General features: G+C 61.8%; 23 protein-coding genes. 7 read left to right on the top strand and 16 right to left on the bottom strand.

Translation table 11 applies throughout. From position 1 onward, the window contains the following. Nucleotides 1–73 precede the first annotated feature (73 nt). From ACX82Z_RS10820 to ACX82Z_RS10810, 3 genes are read left to right on the top strand one after another with little or no spacing between them, the layout of a single operon-like run. Entirely contained in the window at nt 74–1,564 is a 1,491-nt protein-coding gene (locus tag ACX82Z_RS10820) for a leucyl aminopeptidase (protein WP_459588651.1), read from the top strand. A gap of 7 nt (nt 1,565–1,571) precedes the next feature. After that, nucleotides 1,572–2,021, top strand: a complete 450-nt coding sequence (locus tag ACX82Z_RS10815) for a DNA polymerase III subunit chi (RefSeq protein ID WP_459588650.1) — start codon at nt 1,572–1,574, stop codon at nt 2,019–2,021. An 18-nt stretch (nt 2,022–2,039) separates the two neighbouring features. After that, nucleotides 2,040–2,459 carry a hypothetical protein gene (locus tag ACX82Z_RS10810; RefSeq protein WP_459588648.1) on the top strand — a complete coding sequence of 140 codons (420 nt, stop codon included), beginning with the start codon at nt 2,040–2,042 and terminating at the stop codon, nt 2,457–2,459. A 5-nt stretch (nt 2,460–2,464) separates the two neighbouring features. On the opposite strand, the gene ACX82Z_RS10805 is transcribed toward ACX82Z_RS10810, so the two are convergent. Genes ACX82Z_RS10805 through ACX82Z_RS10795 form a run of 3 tightly spaced genes read right to left on the bottom strand, consistent with a single transcriptional unit; the run spans nt 2,465 to nt 5,704 of the window. Continuing rightward, complete coding sequence (locus ACX82Z_RS10805; protein ID WP_459588646.1) at nt 2,465–3,271, bottom strand: crotonase/enoyl-CoA hydratase family protein; 807 nt, start codon at nt 3,269–3,271, stop codon at nt 2,465–2,467. Further along, complete coding sequence (locus ACX82Z_RS10800; RefSeq protein ID WP_459588644.1) at nt 3,268–5,145, bottom strand: ABC-F family ATP-binding cassette domain-containing protein; 1,878 nt, start codon at nt 5,143–5,145, stop codon at nt 3,268–3,270. The genes ACX82Z_RS10805 and ACX82Z_RS10800 overlap by 4 nt, the downstream gene beginning before the upstream one ends. 46 nt (nt 5,146–5,191) lie before the next feature. Then, nucleotides 5,192–5,704 carry a DinB family protein gene (locus ACX82Z_RS10795; protein ID WP_459588642.1) on the bottom strand — a complete coding sequence of 171 codons (513 nt, stop codon included), beginning with the start codon at nt 5,702–5,704 and terminating at the stop codon, nt 5,192–5,194. Nucleotides 5,705–5,796: 92 nt separating this feature from the next. Between ACX82Z_RS10795 and ACX82Z_RS10790 the strand changes: the two genes are divergently transcribed. Together ACX82Z_RS10790 and ndk are read left to right on the top strand one after the other, a co-directional pair. Further along, nucleotides 5,797–6,525: a glutathione S-transferase family protein gene (locus ACX82Z_RS10790; protein WP_459588641.1), complete on the top strand. Its 729-nt coding sequence runs from the start codon at nt 5,797–5,799 to the stop codon at nt 6,523–6,525. Between the two features lie 45 nt (nt 6,526–6,570). Further along, nucleotides 6,571–6,993 (top strand): nucleoside-diphosphate kinase, encoded by a 423-nt coding sequence (gene ndk / locus ACX82Z_RS10785; RefSeq protein ID WP_459588640.1) that lies wholly within the window; start codon nt 6,571–6,573, stop codon nt 6,991–6,993. Nucleotides 6,994–7,064: 71 nt separating this feature from the next. Here the strand turns inward: ndk and ACX82Z_RS10780 are convergent, their stop codons facing one another. The 5 genes from ACX82Z_RS10780 to ACX82Z_RS10760 form a co-directional block, all read right to left on the bottom strand. Beyond that, complete coding sequence (locus ACX82Z_RS10780; protein WP_459588638.1) at nt 7,065–7,529, bottom strand: molybdenum cofactor biosynthesis protein MoaE; 465 nt, start codon at nt 7,527–7,529, stop codon at nt 7,065–7,067. 4 nt (nt 7,530–7,533) lie between these two features. Next, entirely contained in the window at nt 7,534–7,785 is a 252-nt protein-coding gene (gene moaD / locus ACX82Z_RS10775) for a molybdopterin converting factor subunit 1 (RefSeq protein ID WP_459588636.1), read from the bottom strand. A gap of 1 nt (nt 7,786) precedes the next feature. Next, entirely contained in the window at nt 7,787–8,368 is a 582-nt protein-coding gene (gene pgsA, locus ACX82Z_RS10770) for a CDP-diacylglycerol--glycerol-3-phosphate 3-phosphatidyltransferase (RefSeq protein ID WP_459588635.1), read from the bottom strand. A gap of 112 nt (nt 8,369–8,480) precedes the next feature. Next, nucleotides 8,481–10,469, bottom strand: a complete 1,989-nt coding sequence (gene uvrC / locus ACX82Z_RS10765) for an excinuclease ABC subunit UvrC (protein ID WP_459911706.1) — start codon at nt 10,467–10,469, stop codon at nt 8,481–8,483. 74 nt (nt 10,470–10,543) lie between these two features. After that, a complete protein-coding gene (locus ACX82Z_RS10760) occupies nt 10,544–11,308 on the bottom strand; it encodes an SDR family oxidoreductase (RefSeq protein WP_459911704.1) in 765 nt (254 codons plus the stop codon). Nucleotides 11,309–11,695: 387 nt separating this feature from the next. On the opposite strand from ACX82Z_RS10760, the gene ACX82Z_RS10755 reads away from it, so the two are divergent. Further along, nucleotides 11,696–12,382 carry an outer membrane protein gene (locus ACX82Z_RS10755; RefSeq protein WP_459588633.1) on the top strand — a complete coding sequence of 229 codons (687 nt, stop codon included), beginning with the start codon at nt 11,696–11,698 and terminating at the stop codon, nt 12,380–12,382. Between the two features lie 60 nt (nt 12,383–12,442). Here the strand turns inward: ACX82Z_RS10755 and ACX82Z_RS10750 are convergent, their stop codons facing one another. From ACX82Z_RS10750 to ACX82Z_RS10735, 4 genes are all read right to left on the bottom strand, one after another. Then, nucleotides 12,443–13,039 (bottom strand): glutathione S-transferase, encoded by a 597-nt coding sequence (locus ACX82Z_RS10750; RefSeq protein ID WP_459588631.1) that lies wholly within the window; start codon nt 13,037–13,039, stop codon nt 12,443–12,445. A 68-nt stretch (nt 13,040–13,107) separates the two neighbouring features. After that, on the bottom strand, nt 13,108–13,764 hold the full coding sequence (locus ACX82Z_RS10745) for a ribonuclease T2 family protein (RefSeq protein WP_459588629.1): 657 nt from the start codon (nt 13,762–13,764) through the stop codon (nt 13,108–13,110). Next, nucleotides 13,736–14,185: a hypothetical protein gene (locus ACX82Z_RS10740; protein ID WP_459588627.1), complete on the bottom strand. Its 450-nt coding sequence runs from the start codon at nt 14,183–14,185 to the stop codon at nt 13,736–13,738. The genes ACX82Z_RS10745 and ACX82Z_RS10740 overlap by 29 nt, the downstream gene beginning before the upstream one ends. 72 nt (nt 14,186–14,257) lie before the next feature. Continuing rightward, the gene (locus ACX82Z_RS10735; RefSeq protein WP_459588625.1) at nt 14,258–15,118 is read right to left on the bottom strand and encodes a 23S rRNA (adenine(2030)-N(6))-methyltransferase RlmJ; all 861 of its coding nucleotides are present in this window, start codon (nt 15,116–15,118) and stop codon (nt 14,258–14,260) included. A gap of 68 nt (nt 15,119–15,186) precedes the next feature. Between ACX82Z_RS10735 and ACX82Z_RS10730 the strand changes: the two genes are divergently transcribed. Continuing rightward, on the top strand, nt 15,187–17,292 hold the full coding sequence (locus ACX82Z_RS10730) for a molybdopterin-containing oxidoreductase family protein (protein ID WP_459588623.1): 2,106 nt from the start codon (nt 15,187–15,189) through the stop codon (nt 17,290–17,292). On the opposite strand, the gene ACX82Z_RS10725 is transcribed toward ACX82Z_RS10730, so the two are convergent. From ACX82Z_RS10725 to purM, 4 genes are read right to left on the bottom strand one after another with little or no spacing between them, the layout of a single operon-like run. Continuing rightward, nucleotides 17,284–17,568: a type II toxin-antitoxin system RelE/ParE family toxin gene (locus tag ACX82Z_RS10725; RefSeq protein ID WP_459911702.1), complete on the bottom strand. Its 285-nt coding sequence runs from the start codon at nt 17,566–17,568 to the stop codon at nt 17,284–17,286. The genes ACX82Z_RS10730 and ACX82Z_RS10725 overlap by 9 nt on opposite strands. After that, on the bottom strand, nt 17,568–17,840 hold the full coding sequence (locus ACX82Z_RS10720; RefSeq protein WP_459588621.1) for a type II toxin-antitoxin system ParD family antitoxin: 273 nt from the start codon (nt 17,838–17,840) through the stop codon (nt 17,568–17,570). The genes ACX82Z_RS10725 and ACX82Z_RS10720 overlap by 1 nt, the downstream gene beginning before the upstream one ends. Before the next feature lie 56 nt (nt 17,841–17,896). After that, complete coding sequence (gene purN, locus ACX82Z_RS10715) at nt 17,897–18,598, bottom strand: phosphoribosylglycinamide formyltransferase (RefSeq protein ID WP_459588620.1); 702 nt, start codon at nt 18,596–18,598, stop codon at nt 17,897–17,899. After that, nucleotides 18,595–19,659, bottom strand: coding sequence for a phosphoribosylformylglycinamidine cyclo-ligase (gene purM, locus ACX82Z_RS10710; protein WP_459588619.1), 1,065 nt, complete (start codon nt 19,657–19,659; stop codon nt 18,595–18,597). Before purM ends, purN begins: the two co-directional genes overlap by 4 nt. Between the last annotated feature and the right edge of the window lie 23 nt (nt 19,660–19,682).

Below are 19,682 nucleotides of genomic sequence, written 5' to 3'. Positions count from 1 at the left end.
TAACCGGTCCGAAGTTCTACCGCAGAATGAACGGCCTGCCGAGGCTCATATAACACGATACGAAGGATAGCTCATGTCCCAACGCCCGACGATCAGCTTTGCCAAGCCTTCTGCCCAGACCGAAGGTGTCGTGATTCTCCTGAGCGCGGAGGAGGGCGGACTGGCGAATTCCGCATCGACCTTCGATCCGCAAGGTGTCCTGCCGCGCGCCATCGAAGCGGCTTCCTTCAAGGGAAAGTCCGGTACGTCCGCCGATCTTCTGGCACCGCACGGCACCAGCCTCGACCGGCTGGTCGTGCTCGGGACCGGCAAGTCTTCGGCGCTTGACGAAACTGGCTGGCTGAAGCTCGGCGGGGCCGTGCAGGCGGCCGCACGCAAGGCAAGGCGCGTGACCGTGGTGCTCGATCTCGATGGCGTTGACATCTCCGCGCAGGACGCGGCCGGGGTCGCGATGGGCATTCTGCTTCGGGCCTATACGTTCGACAAATACAAGACGCGCAAGGACGACAATGGCGATGACGCCGAAAAGGATACGGCTTTCGTCATCGCCTGCGCCGACCCGCAAGCCGCGAAAAAAGCGTTCGCCGAACGCGAGGCGATTGCCGCCGGCGTGATGCTCGCTCGCGATCTGGTCAACGAGCCGGCGAACATTCTCGGCCCGGTCGAGTTCGCCGCCAAGGCGAAGGAACTTGAAAAACTCGGCGTCGAGGTCGAGGTTCTGAAGGCCGGCGAAATGGAAAAGCTGGGCATGGGCGCGCTTTTGGGCGTTGCGCAGGGCTCGGATCGTCCCGCGCGCCTCGTCGTCATGCAGTGGAAGGGTGGCAAGGCCAAGGACAAGCCGGTCGCCTTCGTCGGCAAGGGCGTTGTCTTCGATTCGGGCGGCATCTCGATCAAGCCCGCAGCCGGCATGGAAGACATGAAGGGCGACATGGGCGGTGCGGCTGCCGTGACCGGCCTGATGCATGCACTTGCCGCACGCAAGGCGAAGGTGAATGTGGTCGGCATCATCGGCTTGGTGGAAAATATGCTCGACGGCAAGGCGCAGCGCCCCGGCGACATCGTAACCTCCATGTCCGGCCAGACGATCGAAGTCTTGAACACCGACGCGGAAGGCCGTCTCGTTCTGGCCGACGCGCTCTGGTACTGCAATGACCGGTTCGAGCCGCGCTTCATGATCAATCTGGCAACGCTTACTGGCGCGATCCTCATCGCGCTCGGTCAGCAGCATGCCGGCCTTTTCTCCAACAATGACGAGCTTGCCGGGCGTCTCTTCACGGCCGGCCAGTCGACGGGGGAACGCGTCTGGCGCATGCCGATGGGACCGGACTACGACAAGCTGATCGATTCCAAGAACGCCGACATGAAGAATATCGGCGGCCGCCATGCCGGCGCGATCACGGCGGCTCAGTTCCTTCAGCGCTTCGTCAAGGACACGCCCTGGGCGCATCTCGATGTCGCCGGTACGGCGATGGCCTCGCCCGCAAACGAGATCAGCCAGTCCTGGGCGTCCGGTTACGGCGTGCGCCTGCTCGATCGCCTTGTTCGCGATCACTACGAGGGTTGATGGCGAATTGACCGACGTCCTGTTCTATCACCTGACCGAATCGACGCTCGAGGAGGCATTGCCCGCGCTCCTTGAAAAGTCGGTCGCAAGGGGGTGGAAGGCAGTGATCCAGACCGGCAGCGAGGAACGCCGCAACGCGCTCGACATGGCGTTGTGGACCTATCGCGAAGATTCGTTTCTGGCGCATGCGGTCGACGGAACCGAGCATGCCTCGGAAAATCCGGTCTTGCTTACCCTGACGGCGGAAAATGCAAATGGCGCGCAGATCCGCTTCATGGTCGATGGCGCGGAAGCGCCCGACCTGTCATCGTATGAGCGCGCGGTGTTCATGTTTGACGGACATGACGACGACCAGCTCCAGCGTGCGCGGGCAAGCTGGAAAGACCTGCGGCAGAAAAGCCACACCGTGACATATTGGCAGCAAACGCCTGAGCGGCGCTGGGAACGCAAGGCTTGAGCCGCGAGTTTTAGCGGCATGAAAAAAGTTTTGTCCGCGTTAGCGTTTGTCGCCTGCCCGCTGATTCTTTCGGCCTGCGGCGATGATTCACCGATCGCTCGAACCGCAGAAGCCGCGCCTCCTGTCGTGCAGACCGAACCGGACGTCAGCAACATCTATGGCCGCTGGGCGAGAAGCGCCGCCTTTTGCAATGCGCCCGGCGACGACAGGACGACGACGATCGCAGATGGGCGGCTGGCGACGGGTGACCGCACCTGCACTATGACGGCCCCCGAGCGCAACGGTGAAGGCTGGCTGGCGACACTCGAATGCTCGGGTACCGAGGCCGAGCCGGCAACCGAACGTGTCCGGTTCGTTCCGGCGCAAGATGCGCTCGAACTGAAATTCATCGACCGGATCGACAACAATGACGAGCGGCTTTCGCGCTGTCAGGGGTGACGCGTTCAGATGTCCGAGAAGTCGCCGCTACGTCCCTTGCCGTCACTGAAGCGCGCCGCGCCGGCGATGCCTTCCTGACTGTACGTCTCGGCACTTTTCCATTCGCCTGCGAGTGCGACGGGCAGAGAATGTGACCACTGATCGATGGCTGACCGTCGATCGGCGCGCATGCAGCGTTGCGGGTAGCGCGTCAGGTCCTGCGCCATCGCGATTGCCGTCTCCAGTGCCAAGCCGTCTGCACAGACCCTTGTGGCAAGCCCGATGGACAGACATTCTTGTGCGTCGACATGCCGGCCGGTCAGGATCAAATCCATCGCCCGACCGTGTCCGACGATGCGAGGCAGGCGCACCGTCCCGCCATCGATCAGCGGCACGCCCCAGCGCCGGCAATAAACACCCATATAAGCCGACTGTTCCATGATGCGCAGGTCGCACCACAAGGTCAGTTCCATTCCGCCCGCGACCGCCGCGCCACTGATCGCAGCTATGACTGGCTTGGAAAGATCGAGCCGTGTCGGGCCGATCGGTCCCTTGCGAGGCCGGTCGTTTTCCCTGTCGAAAGAGGCGTCCAGCGCATGTTCCGCGAACCAGCCTTCATCGACGCCTTCAGCGGCTGTCTTCAGATCAAAGCCGGCACAAAATGATCCACCCTCGCCAGTCAGAACGGCAACGCTTTGTGTCTCATCCGCATCGAAGGTGGTGAAGGCATCAAACAGCGCCTGCGCGGTCGCCGGATCGATGGCGTTGCGCCGTTCGGGACGATCGATGGTGATAATTGTGATTGCGCCTTGTCGCTCGCACCGAACTGTCATGCCGCAAGTCCCTCCTCATATTCACTCGACAGGTTCAGCCACGTCTCCTCATGGCGGTCGAGCGCGGCGGACTGGTCGGCGCGCTCCTTGGCAAGTTTGGCAGCCTTGGTAGCATCGCGCTCGTAAAGCGTGGGGTTTGCCAGTTCCGCGTCGAGCGCCTCGATCCGCTTGCGTGTGCGATCCATCAGCCCTTCCGTCGCCTTGATCTGCTTGGCGAGCGGCTCCAGCGCGGCACGTCGCTGCGCGGCCTCGCGACGCTTGTCGGCTTTCGACGCCTTGTCGGTGTCGCGCTTTTCGCGCCGTTCCGATGCGCCGCCCGTTACGATCTGGCGATAATCCGCCATGTCGCCATCGAACGGTCCGACATGCCCCTCCTTGACGAGCCACAGACGGTCGGCCGTCGCCTCGATCAGGTGTCGGTCGTGGCTGATGATCATGACCGCGCCGGAATAATCGTTGAGCGCGTGGATCAGCGCTTCGCGGCTGTCGATGTCGAGATGGTTGGTCGGCTCGTCGAGGATCAGGAGGTTCGGGCCTTCGAAAGCCGCAAGGCCCATGAGAAGCCGCGCCTTCTCGCCGCCCGAAAGGTCCTTGGCGGGCGTCGTCATCTTTTCGGTCGCCAGCCCCATCTGCGCGACACGCGCACGAACCTTGGCCTCCGGGGCTTCCGGCATGAGGCGGCGTACATGCTCGACGGCGTTTTCTTCCGGGCGCAGATCGTCGAGCTGGTGCTGCGCGAAGATCGCGACCTTCAGCCCCGGCGCGATGGTCATCGTCCCGCTTTCGAGCTTGAGCCGGCCCGACAACAACTTGGCGAAGGTCGACTTGCCGTTTCCGTTTGCGCCCAGGAGCGCGATCCGGTCGTCCTCGTCGATCCTGAGCGACATGCGGTTGAGGATCGGCTTGCCCGCCTGATAACCGACCGAGCCACCCGAAACCGCGATGATCGGCGAGGCAACCGTCTTTTCCGGCTCCGGAAACTTGAAAGGGCGTACGGCTTCGCCTGCAAAGCTGTCGATGGGCTTCAGCTTTTCCAGCGCCTTCAGCCGCGATTGCGCCTGCCGCGCCTTCGAGGCTTTATAGCGGAAGCGCTCGACGAACGCCTCCATGTGCTTGCGGTGCGCATCCTGCTTGACGCGTGATTTTTCCTGAAGCTCGGCCTGCTCGGCATATTGTCGCGCGAACTGGTCGTAACCGCCGCGCCAAAGCGTCAGCTTCTTGTTTTCGAGATGCACGATCGATGAGACCGCGCGATTGAGAAGATCGCGGTCGTGGCTGATGAGAAGGACCGTGTGCGGATAGCGCGACAGATAGTTTTCGAGCCAGAGCGTGCCTTCGAGATCGAGATAGTTGGTCGGCTCGTCGAGAAGCAGAAGGTCAGGCTCGGCAAAAAGCACCGCCGCCAGCGCCACGCGCATGCGCCAGCCGCCCGAAAAGGATGAGGCGGGACGCTTTTGCGCATCCTCGTCGAAGCCGAGACCGGCGAGGATCGTCGCCGCGCGCGCTTCGGCCGAATGCGCGTCGATGTCGGAAAGCCGCGTCTGGATTTCAGCGATGCGGTGAGCGTCATGCGCGGTCTCAGCCTCAGCCAGCAGCGCGGCGCGCTCGGTATCGGCCTTGAGCACGATGTCGATCAGCGGCTCCTCGGTGCCCGGCGCTTCCTGCGCGACCTGTCCGATGCGCGTGCTCTTCGGCATGCTGATCTTGCCGCTTTCGGTCGGCATGTCGCCGCAGATCGCCTTGAACAGCGTCGTCTTGCCGGTGCCGTTTCGCCCCACGATGCCAGCTTTTGAGCCAGCAGGCAGGGTGAGCGAGGCGTGGTCGATCAGGAGCCGACCGGCGATGCGTAGCGAGATATCGTCGAGAATAAGCATGGTGATGGCTGTTTGAACCTTTGGCGCAGCGCACGCAAGAGCCGCACTATGCGAAGGCGCGCCCCGCTTCGGTTCGCTGGAAGGCGCTGAGGTCGAGCGCGGGGGCTTTTCCGCCAAGACGCGTCAGCGCCGCATGCGCGTGTCCGCGATGATGGGTCTGGTGATTGAAGAAATGCGCCAGTGACGGGGCGAGCCGTTGCGAGATCGTGCGCATGTCTGTGACGGTCAGATAGGAAAACCGCCCGCGCAAATCCTCGGAAGTAAGCTCAGCGATGTAGTCTGCGATCCGCTGGTCCTCGGCCGCGCGCGCCTCGCGCAGGCGACCGATTTCGCCAAACAGGATGGTGTCGAGCGCGGCGGGTGCGTCGCCTTGCCCGGTAAAGCGCTTCAGCCAGATCCGGTCGGCGACGAGAATATGGTTCAGCGTGCCGCCGAGCGAGAAAAAGGCGAGGCCGACATCGCGCCAGAGCGCCTCGTCACCGACATCTGCGGCTGCGTCGTAAATCAACGCGTTGGCCCATGCGTTATAGGCCGCGAACATGGAAAAATGCTGCTTCATGGCTCCGAACGAAAAGATAGAACTGGAATGACCCAATACACTGTGGGCACTATCGGCGAAAGCGGGCGCAGCAGCCGACAAGGGGCTATTTCATGACGATACTTCTTTACGACTTGGTTGGCGAAGACCCATCCCGCCCTTTTAGCCCGCATTGCTGGAAGGTCGCGTTCGCGCTTGCCCATAAAGGGCTGGATTTTCAAAGCGTGCCGACGCCGTTCACCGCAGTCGCCGGCGTGGAAGGCGGGCGTCACGGGACCGTTCCGGTCATCCGCGACGGTGCGGAAACCGTCGGCGATTCCTTCCAGATCGCGCTCTATCTGGACAAGGCTTATCCTGACCGTCCGACGCTGTTCGCCGGGGCAGGGGGCGAGGCGATGGCACGGTTCGTCGAGCGCTGGTCGCAGACAGTCGTGCATGGATATCTCGGCGCGGCCGCACTGATGGACATCTATGATGTTCTTGCGCCCGAAGATCAGACGTTTTTTCGAAAATCGCGTGAAGCGCGGTTCGGCAAAAAGCTGGAGGATATTCCGGTCGGTCGCGACGCCGGGCTCGACGGATTTTCGAAAAGTCTTGAGCCGTTGCGTAGCACCTTGTCCTATCAACCCTTCATCGGCGGGCAGACACCGCTTTTTTGCGATTACATCGTCGCAAGCGCGTTCCAGTGGGTGCGGATCACGTCGCCATTCGCGTTCCTCACACGCGAAGACCCGGTTCATGAATGGTTCGAACGTTGCCTCGATCTCCACGACGGGCTGGGACGAAAGGTCTCGATGGCGCAAGCCGACGCCTCTTCACAGGAGCAGGCCGGGCCGCTATAGACGCGCCCACATCGAGTTCCCCAAATATCCTTAGGAAGACGAAACATGGCGATTGAACGCACCTTTTCCATGATCAAGCCGGATGCGACGAAGCGCAACCTGACCGGCGCCATCACCAAGATGCTGGAAGACGCAGGTCTCAGCGTCGTCGCGTCGCGTCGCGTGTGGATGAGCCGCCGTGAGGCCGAAGGCTTCTACGCGGTCCACAAGGATCGTCCGTTCTTCGGTGAACTCGTCGACGGCATGACGTCCGGCCCGACGGTCGTTCAGGTTCTGGAAGGCGAGAACGCCATCCTGAAAAACCGCGAGATCATGGGCGCGACGAACCCGGCCAACGCCGACGAAGGCACGATCCGCAAGACGCACGCTCTGTCGATCGGCGAAAACTCGGTTCACGGCTCGGATGCGCCGGAAACCGCAGCCCAGGAAATCAAGTACTGGTTCTCCGACACCGAAATCGTCGGCTGAATCTGTTTGGGCGCTGACGCGCCGAACGGTCTGAAATGACTATGAAAAGCCGCGGCACCTGTCGCGGCTTTTTATTTGCTCCAGCGCGCGCGCGCCTCGTCGTCGGCCTCGCGCGCGTCGACCCATTCGCCTGTCGCGCCGCCCACCAGATGCTCCTTTTTCCAGAACGGCGCGTTGGTTTTGAGGAAATCCATCAGAAAAGACGCGGCGTCGAAGGCGGCCTCCCGATGGCGCGACGCGGCGATGACGAGCACGATGTCGTCGCCCGGCGCGATCTTTCCATGACGGTGGATGACGCTCAGCGCGTCAACCGGCCAGCGCGTGGCGGCTTCCTTAGCGATGCGCGCGATTTCGGCCTCGGCCATGCCGGGATAATGTTCGAGTTCGAGCGCTTCGAGACGCCCGCTTTCATCGCGGCAGATGCCCGAAAAGGTGACGACCGCACCGACATCCGCGTCGTGCGCCTTGATCGCGGCGATTTCGCCTGCCGTGTCGAACGGCTCGGCCTGCACCACGATGCGGATCGCGCAGGGCATGGCGTCAGCCGCCGGTCATCGGCGGGAACAGAGCGATTTCGCGCGCGCCTGCGATCGGCTCGCGATGATCGACATGCTCCTGATTGATCGCAACGCGGATCACTTTCGGGTCGCGCAAGGCTTCGGCGTAGCCATCGCCGCGCGCGCGCAGGAAGGCGAGCAGGTCACCGGCTGTGTTTACATCGTCCGGCAGGTCGATCTCTTCCTCGGCGGTGCCGATGCGTTCGCGCACCCAGGCGAAGTAAATGAGTTTCATCTCAGTCCTCGAAATGCTTCACGCCCGCGCGGAAATAGTCATAGCCGGTGTAGAGCGTTAGGACGGCCGCGATCCACAGGAGCGTGATGCCCATTTCGGTCGTATAGGGCAGGATCTTGTCGCCCGCGGGGCCGGCGAGCAGAAAGCCGATGGCGACGAGCTGGATCGTGGTCTTCCACTTGGCAAGCTGCGTAACGGGGACGGATACTTTCAGCCCGGCAAGATATTCGCGCAGGCCCGACACGAGAATTTCGCGGCACAGAATGATGATAGCCGCCCAAAGCGTCCACCCAGCGATCGTGCCGTCGGCGGCAAGCAGAAGCAGGATGGAGGCGACGAGCAGTTTGTCGGCAATCGGATCGAGCACACGCCCGATATTCGATGTCTGCTTCCAGATTCGCGCGAGATAACCGTCGAGAAAATCTGTGATGCTGGCCACGATGAAGATCGTCAGCGCCGACCAGCGCGCGAAATCGCTCGATTGAAGCCGTCCTTCCAGAAAGAAGCACAGCACGATCAGCGGGACCGCCAGAATACGCCCGTAAGTGAGAAGGTTCGGGACGTTGAAGGCGCGGCTCGACATGAAATCCTGAAAGATATTGGTGTTGCGAACAAGGCCGTGTGGCCGGGCGGAAACTCGCGTTAGTGGCACGTCAAGTCAAGCGCCCTGAGGCGGCACCGGGGCAGTTTAACCGTCAGCCCTTCTCATGAAAATGGTCATATACGGTTTTGGCAACCGCCGCAGAGATGCCCGATACCGACATCAGGTCTTCGATACCCGCGCGGCTGACGGCCTTGGCGGTTCCGAAATGATGAAGCAGGGCACGTTTGCGTCCCGGCCCGATGCCTGCGATCTCGTCCAGCGGGTTCTTCACCATCTCCTTCTTGCGCCGCGCGCGGTGCGAGCCGATGGCGAAGCGATGCGCCTCGTCGCGCATGCGCTGCACGAAATACAGAACCGGGTCGCGCATCGGCAGCGAAAACGGCTCGCGGCCTGGAATGAAGAAGCGCTCGCGACCGGCGTCGCGGTCGACGCCCTTGGCAACGCCGATGGTCTGGACGGTATTTTCCAGCCCGAGATCGATCAGGATCTTGCGTACAGCCGATAGCTGGCCTTGCCCGCCATCGATCAAAAGCAGGTCCGGCCAGGCGGGGAAGTCATCATTGTCGGCTGGTTCCTGCGAGCGGTCGGGCACGCCATGTTCCTTGACGAGCCGCGAGAAGCGCCGCTCCATGACCTCGCGCATCATGCCGAAATCGTCGCCCGGCGTGATCTCGGTCGAGCGGATGTTGAACTTGCGGTACTGGTTTTTCATGAAGCCTTCTGGCCCCGCCACGATCATCGCGCCAACGGCGTTGGTGCCCATGATGTGTGAATTGTCGAATACCTCGATGCGGCGCGGCGTTCGCTCCAACCCGAACGTCTCAGCCAACCCCGCCAGAAGCCGCGCCTGCGACGAGGTTTCGGCGAGCCGTCGCCCGAGCGTCTGCCGCGCATTTTGAAGCGCGTGGTCGGTCAGGTCTTTTTTCTCTCCGCGCTGCGGCACCATGACAGTGACCTTGCGGCCTGCGCGCGTGGCCAGCGCCTGCGCCAGCAATTCCTGCTCCTCGACGGGCTGCGACAACAGGATCGTGCGCGGAACGGGCTTGTCGTCATAGAACTGCGCGAGAAATGCGCCCAGAACTTCCGCCGCCTCGATGGACGGATCAGCCTTCGGAAAATAGGCGCGGTTGCCCCAGTTCTGGCCGGTCCGGAAGAAAAACACCTCGATGCAGTTCTGTCCACCTTCCTGATGGATGGCGAAGACATCGGCTTCTTCCGTCGACTGCGTGTTGATGCCCTGATGGCTTTGTACGTGACTCAGCGCTGAAAGGCGGTCGCGATAGATCGCGGCACGCTCGAAATCGAGGTCTGCGGATGCGGCCTGCATGGCGGACGAGATTTCGGAGACGATCTTCGACGATTTGCCCGAGAGGAACGCCTTGGCTTCGCTCACCAGTTCCTCGTAGTCGTCCTTGGAGACTTCGTCGGTACAGGGGCCGGAGCACCGCTTGATCTGGTAGAGAAGGCACGGGCGCGTCCGCGTCTCGAACACCGAATCGGTGCAGGTGCGCAAAAGAAACGCCCGTTGCAATGAATTGATCGTGCGGCCCACCGCGCCGGCCGAGGCGAAGGGGCCGAAATAATCGCCCTTTCGCGAGCGCGCACCGCGATGCTTGAAGATGCCGGGCGAGGGGTGATCGCGCGTCAAAAGGATATAGGGAAACGACTTGTCGTCCCGCATCAGGACGTTGAAGCGCGGCCGCAGGCGCTTGATCAGGTTCGCTTCGAGAAGAAGCGCCTCGATCTCCGTGCGGGTGACGACAAATTCCATATGCGCCGTCTCGCGTACCATCCGGCCGATCCGGTTGGTGTGGCCGCGCCCTTGCGCGTAATTCGTCACGCGCTTCTTGAGGCTGCGTGCCTTGCCGACGTAAAGCACGTCGCCGGCGTTGTTGATCATCCGGTAGACGCCGGGCGCATTCGGCAGTCGCTTGACGAGCGTCTGGATGACCTCGATGCCGATCTTGCCTTCCGCGTCGCCCCGGTCGCTCTCCCAGGAAATGCCGAGATCGGTGCTCGCGGGCAGTGGCTCGGCCTCGATCTCGTCGCTTTCACTATCGTCGTCGTCACCGTTCGGCATGTAGCCGGCAACGTCATCGCGCGATCGCTCGGCGCGCTTCAGGGCCGTCGTGCCTTTTTCGGGTGTGGGCGGTTTCACTCGGCAACTCCCGAAACGTCCGGCGTTTCCCAGGCCAGATGCTGGCCGCCATCGAGCGCGATCATTTGGCCGGTGACCGATTTCATGTCCCACAGCCAACGGATGGTCGCGCCGAAATCGGCAAGATCAGGTCCGCGTTTCAGGATCAGCGCGTCGATCTGATTCTGGAAGTCATGATTGTCCTGTCGCGAATTCGGCAAGGTCGGACCGGGGCCGATGGCGTTGACGCGAATGCGCGGACCGAGCGCCTGCGCCAGCGTTTGAGTGGCCGTCCAAAGCGCGGATTTCGATAGCGTGTAGGAAAAAAAGCGTGGTGTCAGCGCCCAGACGCGCTGGTCGATCAAGTTGACAATAAGCCCTTCCTCGCCCGCCGGAAGCTGTGTGGCAAACGTTCTTGCAAGAAACGCAGGTGCCTCGACATGAACGGCGAAATGCCTGTCCCACACCTCCCATCCGAAATCACTTGCCCCATCGTCCTCGAATACGGACGCATTGTTCACGAGCAGATTTACCGGGCCGAGTTGCCGGGTGGCATCCTCGATCACGCCTGAAAGCGCCGCGCGCTCAGTCAGATCGGCCTGGACCACTGCCACGCCGCGTCCCGAACGCGCGAGGTCGCTAGCAAGAGCGTCGGCTTCGACGCGCGAACCGTTGCAATGAATAGCGACGGCAAAGCCATTCTCGGACAGGTTTTCAACGATGGCCCTGCCAATGCGCTTTGCGCCGCCGGTCACGAGAGCGACCCTGTTGTATTTTTGCATCATTCGATCGCGAAGTCGTTTCCAGATGCATCCGATATAGTCGTCTTGCCCTCTGGACTGAAGGGCCGTCTCTATGTTTTCCCGGCTTTGAACGGGGTATGGCTGGCGGCATAATCCGTGCCATTTTATTATTATTTTCCGTTTTTGAAAATGTATGATAAACAATACCTTAACAACGTCGCCTTCGTGCCTGTGGCATGAATGCAACGTCATATTCCTGCCTTTTTTCAGCCGGGGAATGACCCCTTTTCAGATGGGGTTCAGCCGCATTTCGACACGATGTTCGCCTCGGTCCGGCGCCGGAACCAATTGCCTCCCGTAAAGGTTCAGCGCTTGTCATTGAAGTCGGGAACCGAGTTTGGGTTCTCGCCGCTAAGGAGTAACAAAATGAAGAATTTCTATCGTCCCGCCGCTCTCGCTCTCGGCGTTGCCGTCATCTCGGCTCCGGCTTTCGCTGCCGACGTCGTTTACCAGGAGCCGCCGGCACCGGCTGCTCCGATGGAAATCGCACCGGTCAACACCTGGTCGGGTCCGTATGCTGGTCTCAGCGTCGGTTACGGCTTCGAAGGTGAAACCGATCCTGATCTGCCGGGCGTTGGCGCGGTCGACACGGACGGCTGGATGGGCGGTGCCTTCGGTGGTTACCAGGTCCAGAACGGCTCGCTCGTCTATGGTGCGGAAGTTGACGTCAACTACTCCGACCTCGAAGGTTCGACCGATCTCGGCGCTGGTTTCACCGGTACGTCGCGCACCACGGTTGACGGCTCGGTCCGCGGTCGCCTCGGCGTCACCGTCACCGAAGACATCCTCGTCTACGGTACGGCTGGTCTGGCCGCTGAGCGTCAGCGCATTTCCGTCGACGGCCCGGGCTACTCCGAGCGCGACACCAACGTCGCTCTCGGCTACACGGTCGGCGCCGGTGTCGATGCTCGCCTGACCGACCAGGTCTTCGCGCGTGCCGAATACCGTTACACGGACTACGGCAGCGAGACCTACGACCTGCCGGGCGTGACCCCGTTCGACGCCGACTCCAACAACCACCGCGTTACGGTTGGTCTTGGTGTGAAGTTCTAATCCAGTCTTCTGGATCGAACGGAAAAGGCCGGCGATTTCGCCGGCCTTTTTCTTTGCGCGCTATTTCGGGAGTGCCTCGACAAGGTCGGGAAAGCGTTCGTCGAAACGCTTCGCCCAGCGTGTCAGCTTCGAGCGGCCTCGCTCCCATTGTCCATCGAAGCGCAGCGCCAGATAACCAAGTGCGGCGCGCAGGGCGATGTGACCGCCAGTCGTCTTCTTCGTCAGTTTCGGTGGGTTCTCATTTAATTCGTCGAGCGCACGGATCGCCTTCGACCACTGCCGTTCGAGCCAGGGCAGATGGATTTTTTCCTCCGGCCGGAAACGTCGCTCGTAGACATGGGCGAGAAGGCAATCGCAAATGCCGTCGGCCAGCGCTTCGAGGCGCTCGGCTTCCAGCCGCTTGGCTGCATTGCGCGGATAGAGGGTGTTGCCGGTCTCGCGGCCGATATGCTGCATGATCACACGGCTGTCGAAAATCCCTTGTCCGTCATCGGTCACAAGACAGGGAATTTTGCCGAGCGGATTAGCGGAGATGAGATCGTCCGGATCTGCGTTCGTGTCGACTGTCTGGGCGGTGATCGAATAGCCGGTATGGATGGCCGCCATCCGAACCTTTGCGCTGTAGGGGGAAGAAGGCGAATAAAGCAGTCTCGGCATCGGGTCCTCCGGATGGATCGTTACGGGCAAGCTAAGCGAGCAATCGCAAAGCGGCAATCGCAATGAGTTCACATCGGCGGAATTCGAAGTCCTGACTGTCGGCAGGAGCGCGCGGCGACTTCCGGGCAGGCGCGAAACGCGAAGTCCGTTGTCATGCACAGCCTTACTTCCCGCAAGAGGCCGTCCGAGCAGGTGACCGCAATGCCGTCGTCCGGCAGATCGCGATTGGCACCGAGAAACGCGCTGCGGACTTCGGCGGCGGACATGCGCTCCTGCGACAGGCGAGGGATGGATACGGCTTCGAAGGCCGCGCGCGTCGCATCGAAATAGCCGTCTATGGTTAGACCGGTGCATGTGCCGTGCTTGCGCCATTGATGACGGATCAAACCGTCCGAAGGAATGACGTCGTCAATATTGTCGACCTGTCGGCGTGATGGCCGGGGCGCGTCGTCGTCACAATATTCCGGCCAGCCGCTCTCGAATTGCGGCCACAGACCATGGGCGACGAAACCCATATCGCGGTCGCATTGCTGCGGATCGGCGCGCGCGCCCTCGGCCGCGCAATAGCTCGGCGACCAGGACAGCGAAAGAACGTAGAAATCGAACGGCTTGTCGTCGTTTCGCGATTCATCGCCGCAAGCGGTTAGCGCCAGAAGCGCGGCGACGAGTGCGGCAGCTTCGAAACGCAATGGCCGATCAGCGCAGGACGCGGCAATTGCCGCCATATACCTTCCAGCGATCGAAGCCATTGACGCAGAATTCGACATTGCTGCCGATGCCGGCAAAGCCCATCGGATGCTCGATCAGATACCAGACGTCGCGCGTATAACCATCGGTCAGGGAAACACTCGCCTGACAATAGCGGCGCTCGATCGGCCAGTCCGGCTGCGAAGGCTGAAAGCGGTTTTCGCGGATATTCATGAATTCGGCGATGCCGACCTGCGGCAGGTTCGGGACATGGCGGACCTGATAGCCGAATTTCGAGCTGATCGTGCCGAGAACCCGCGTGTTGGCACAGACGCCCGGATCGGCCGCGTAGACGCCGCGTACCATGTCGGCAGCCGATGCCTGATACGTGAGTGCTCCGGCAAGAAGGGCCGCCGCCGTGAATATCGCTGCGCCGGCGCGACGGATGAGATTGGCCATTTTGGAGTCCCCGCACGTGATCATCGAGTCGGCAATGTCTGTCACCGACGCGTTCCGGTCAAGATGGACCGATCAAGATGGTATATGTTCACCCGCGAGCCATTCCAGACCGAACGAGGCTTGCGGCGATTCTCCGATGAGACGGGTCAGGACCGGTAGAATCTCGTTCATTTCGGCTTCGAGCGGGTAGGGCGGGTTGACGACGATCATGCCCGTGCCGTCGAAGCGCTCGGCCCCGGCCGAGGGACGGATGGAAAAGACGACGTCGAGCACCTTGGGAATGCCGGCCTGCCGCATGGCGTCGCGAAAGGCGGCGACAGCGCGCCGGTTCTTGATCGGATACCATAGAAGATAGGTGCCACCCGGCCAGCGTTTATGCGCTTTGGCCAGACCGTCGACCAGCCGGTCGAATTCGCCTTCCTTCTCGAAGGGGGGATCGACGATGACGAGGCCGCGCTTTTCCTTGGGCGGCAGATGCGCGCCGAGCGCGAGCCAGCCGTCGAGTTCGATGATACGTGTCTGGTAGTCGCCGGTGAAGCGATCCTTCAGCACCTTCGCGTCGGCCGGGTGCAGTTCGATTGCCGTCAGCCGATCCTGCGGGCGCAAAAGATGCCGCGCGATCGCGGGCGAACCAGGATAATAATTCAGGCCACCCTTGGGGTTTGCCGCGCGCACCGCTTCCAGATACGGCGCGATCAGGGCCGACACCTCGGGCGGAAGTGCGGCCTCGCGGAGCTTTCCGATGCCGTTTTGCCATTCGCCTGTCTTCTGTGCCTCGGCGGTGGACAGATCGTAGACGCCGATCCCGGCATGGGTGTCGATGACGCGGAACGCACCGGGCTTGCGCTTCATATATTCGATGCAGCGCGCAAGCACGATGTGCTTGACGACATCGGCGAAGTTTCCGGCATGATAGATATGGCGATAGTTCACGGCGCTGGCCCGGTCGATTTCGTCTGGGCGGTCTACACGCCGAAGGCGAATTCCGCTAGCGTGGCCCAATGAACCAGCACGCCAATATCCGCATCGGCCATTCTGCCTGCCCGCACGATTGCCCGTCCACCTGCGCGCTCGACGTGGAGGTGACGGAGGGGCGCGTCGGACGGCTCCACGGCGCGAAGGCAAACACCTATACGGATGGCGTCATCTGCGCCAAGGTCGCGCGCTACGCCGAGCGCCTTTACCATCCCGATCGCTTGATGAAGCCGCTTGTTCGCGCCGGGGCGAAGGGCGAGGGCATATGGAAGGAAGCAAGCTGGGATGCGGCGCTCGACCTGATCGCCGAAAAATTCGAGGCCGCCGAGGCGGCGCACGGCTCTGAAAGTATCTGGCCGTATTATTATGCCGGAACGATGGGCCTTGTGCAGCGCGACGGCATCCATCGCCTGCGTCATGCGAAGAAATATTCCGGTTTCTTCGACACGATCTGCACCAATCTCGCCTGGACCGGTTTTGTCATGGGTACGGGCGCGCTGAGCGGTCCCGATCCGCGCGAGATGGCGAAATCGGATTGCGTCGTCATCTGGGGCACGAACGCGGTCGTCACGCAGGTCAATGTGATGACCCACGCGATCAAGGCGCGCAAGGAACGCGGCGCGAAGATCGTCGTCATTGACGTTTACGACAACGCCACGATGAAGCAGGCCGATCTGGCGCTAATCCTGAAGCCGGGAACGGACGGAGCGCTCGCCTGCGCGGTGATGCATATTCTTTTCCGCGAGGGCCTCGCCGACCGCGCCTATCTTGAAAAATACACCGATGATCCGAAGGGACTGGAAGCGCATCTGGCGACGAAGACGCCTGAATGGGCAGCCGCGATCACGGGCCTGACGGTTGCCGAGATCGAAGCCTTCGCTCAGCTCGTCGGCGAAACGAAGCGTACGTTCTTCCGCCTTGGTTATGGCTTCACCCGTTCGCGCAACGGCGCGGCTAACATGCACGCAGCTTTGTCCATCGCGTCCGTTACGGGCGCCTGGCAATATGAAGGCGGAGGCGCGTTTCACTCCAATTCCGATATCTTCAAGCTCGACAAGACGGAACTCGAAGGCCGTCGCTTCCTCGATCCGAAAATTCGCCATCTCGACCAGTCGCGCATCGGCGCGATCCTGACGAACGATCCGGCGGCGCTGAACGGCGGACCAAAGGTCGCGGCCATGCTGATCCAGAATACGAATCCGGCCAACGTCGCGCCGGAGCAGCGTCTGGTGAAGGAGGGTTTTCTGCGCGACGATCTTTTCACCGCCGTCCACGAGCATTTCATGACGGATACGGCCATGCTCGCGGACGTGGTCATTCCCGCTACGATGTTCCTCGAGCACGACGATATCTATCGCGGCGGCGGCCAGCAGCACATCGTGCTCGGGCCGAAGGTCGTCGACGCCCCCGAAGGGCCGAAGACCAATCATTTCGTCATCGAGGAACTGGCCAAGCGTCTGGGCGTCGCGGATATGCCCGGTTTCGGGCTCACCGAGCAGCAGCATATCGACAAGATGCTGGAAAAACGCGGCCTCGGCACGTTCGAAAGCTTTGCCGAAGAGCGCTGGACTGACATGCAACCGGATTTCGAGACCGCGCATTTTCTGAACGGGTTCGGCCACAAGGATGGCAAGTTCCGCTTCAAGCCTGACTGGACGGGCACCGTCGCGCCGGCCAAGCCGCCGAAATCAGTCGGTCTGATGGGACGCTACGCCGAATTGCCAGTCTTCCCGGATCACGTCGAACTGATCGAAAGCGCCGACCTGGAACATCCGTTCCGGCTAGCGACGTCTCCAGCGCGCTCGTTCCTCAATTCGTCCTTCACCGAAATGCCGAGCTCGAAAAAGCGCGAAGGGCGGCCCGAACTTCTGCTGCACCCTGAAGATGCCGCCGGGCTTGGCCTCGGCTCCGGCGACAGGGTGGAAATCGGCAACATGCGTGGCGCGGTCGTGCTGCATGTCAAACTGTTCGACGGTATGAAGCGCGGTGTCGTCATCGCCGAGGGCATCTGGCCGAACGGCGCGCATGAGCGCGGCGAGGGGATCAACGTCCTTGTCGGTGCAGATCCTGCCGCACCTTATGGCGGCGCGGCGTTTCACGACACGAAAGTGTGGATCAGAGCCTTAAAATAGTACGCTGGCATCGCGCGCGCCATGGACGATGCGCACGATTTCGACGGCGTCGGGCAACACGCGATAAAGAATTACGTAGTTTTCAACGGGCAGCAGTCGCGCGTCGGGCGCAATGTCCGGACGCGCCACACCCAAAAAGGGGTGATCCTTTAGCGGCGTGATCCGATCGCCGATGGCGTCAAGCAGCCGGTCCGCCGCCTTTTGACTATCGGCTGCGATATAAAGCCAGATATTGATGAGATCCGCTTCGGCGGCGGGAGTGCGGATGATCCGCATCAACGGCCGCTATTGTCCAATCGGGCCTTTGCCTGACGTTTGATGGTATCGAGGTCGAGAGGTTGCGAGGCACCGCTTTCGATGCCCTCCTGCCATGCCGTTCGCAAACGCTCGACTTCCTGCCGACGCAGCGGCTCGCGCTGCTTCCATTCGCGCAGTGCTTCGCGCACCACTTCGCTGGCAGAACCATAACGGCCGCTTTCGACCGCGTTACGTACGCTCGATGCAAGTTCGGACGATAGTGAAATGCTGACTTTCTCGACTGTCGCCATTTGAAATCTCCGTGGTAGGAAATAATCCTACCACGTGTGCATCGTTCGGCAAGCGATCAAGGCGTCAGCCGGGCGAGGTTTTCCATGTCCAGCCCCTCGCGCGCCGGCATCGGCGACAACAGACTGCCGGACGCCGTCACATTCGTCAGCACCGCGCGTCCGTCTTCCATGCGTGCGCGACCTTCTGCGACAAGCTGCAGTGCCATCGGGTAAAGCTGATGCTCGGCCTTGAGCACGCGCGACGACAGCGAATCCGCATCGTCGCCCGGCATGACGGGTATTGCGGCCTGCGCGATGATCGGGCCGGCATCCATTTCGGCTGTAACGAAATGAACGGTGCAACCGTGCAGGCGCATGCCCGCCGCAAGCGCGCGGGCGTGTGTGTCGAGACCGGGGAAAAGCGGCAGGAGCGAGGGATGGATGTTGATGATGCGTCCGGCCCAGTTTTGTGTGAACTCAGGGGTCAGGAGCCGCATATAGCCGGCAAGACACACGATGTCGGCTTTAAGGCGCTTCAGTTCCGCGTCGAGCGCGGCGTCGAGCTTTTCCTTCGTCGGATGATCGGCCCGCGTGATCGCCTTCGCCTCGATATCGTGCGTTGCCGCAATCGCCAGACCGTGCGCGTCGGCCTTGTTGGAAATCACGCCGACGATCTTCGCAGGGAAATCGGCATGCTTTGCCGCTTCGATCAGCGCGGACATATTCGAACCGCGCCCGGAAATCAGGACGACGACACGCTTTTTCGCCACCCCGCTCATAGGCCGAGATGTCCGCGATAAACAACGCCGGTCTCGCGACGCGCGGCGATGCGACCGATGGTCATGACGCGCTCGCCTTCTTTTTGCAGCACCGCCGCGACCTGCGCGGCCTGACCCGAGGCGACGACGAGGATCATGCCGACGCCGCAATTGAAGGTGCGCTTCATCTCGATGGCCGAGACACCGCCGGTCTTTGCCAGCCACGAAAATACGGGTGGCACCTCGATCGCGTCGAGATCGAGCTCAGCCGCCAGGTCCTTCGGCAACACGCGCGGAATATTTTCGGGGAATCCGCCGCCGGTGATGTGCGCAAGCGCCTTGATGCCGTGGGTCGAGCGGATTGCGGCCAGAAGCGGCTTTACATAAATGCGCGTCGGTTCGAGCAGCGCCGCCCCGAGCGTGCGGCTTTCATCGAACGGAGCCTTGGCCGACCAGTCGAGACCGGAAAGCTCGACGATACGACGGACCAGCGAATACCCGTTGGAATGAACGCCCGACGAGGCGAGGCCGAGGATGACGTCGCCTTCGACCATATCGTCAGTGGGCAGAAGTTGTCCGCGCTCTGCTGCGCCGACCGCGAAGCCTGCGAGGTCGTAGTCGCCGTCGCGGTACATGCCCGGCATTTCGGCGGTTTCACCGCCGATCAGCGCGCAACCGGCCTGTCGGCAACCGTCGGCGATGCCCGAAACGATATCCGCGCCCTGCTCGGGATTGAGCTTGCCGGTCGCGAAATAGTCGAGGAAGAAGAGCGGCTCAGCGCCTTGGACGACGAGGTCGTTGACGCACATGGCGACGAGGTCGATGCCGACCGTGTCATGAATGCCGGCATCGATCGCGACCTTGAGTTTGGTTCCGACGCCGTCATTGGCCGCGACAAGCACCGGATCGGTAAAACCGGCCGCCTTGAGATCGAACAGGCCGCCGAAACCGCCGATCTCGCTGTCGGCACCCGGCCGGCGGGTCGAGCGCACCATCGGCTTGATCTTCTCGACCAGCGCGTTGCCGGCATCGATGTCGACGCCTGCCTGCGCATAGGTGAGGCCGTTCTTCTGGTCGCTCATCATCTTTACTCCCTGTCGATCGC

The sequence above is a fragment of the Aliihoeflea sp. PC F10.4 genome (assembly GCF_054612275.1).
Note: the sequence above shows the minus strand (reverse complement) of the source record. Positions and strands in the feature narration are given on the sequence as shown.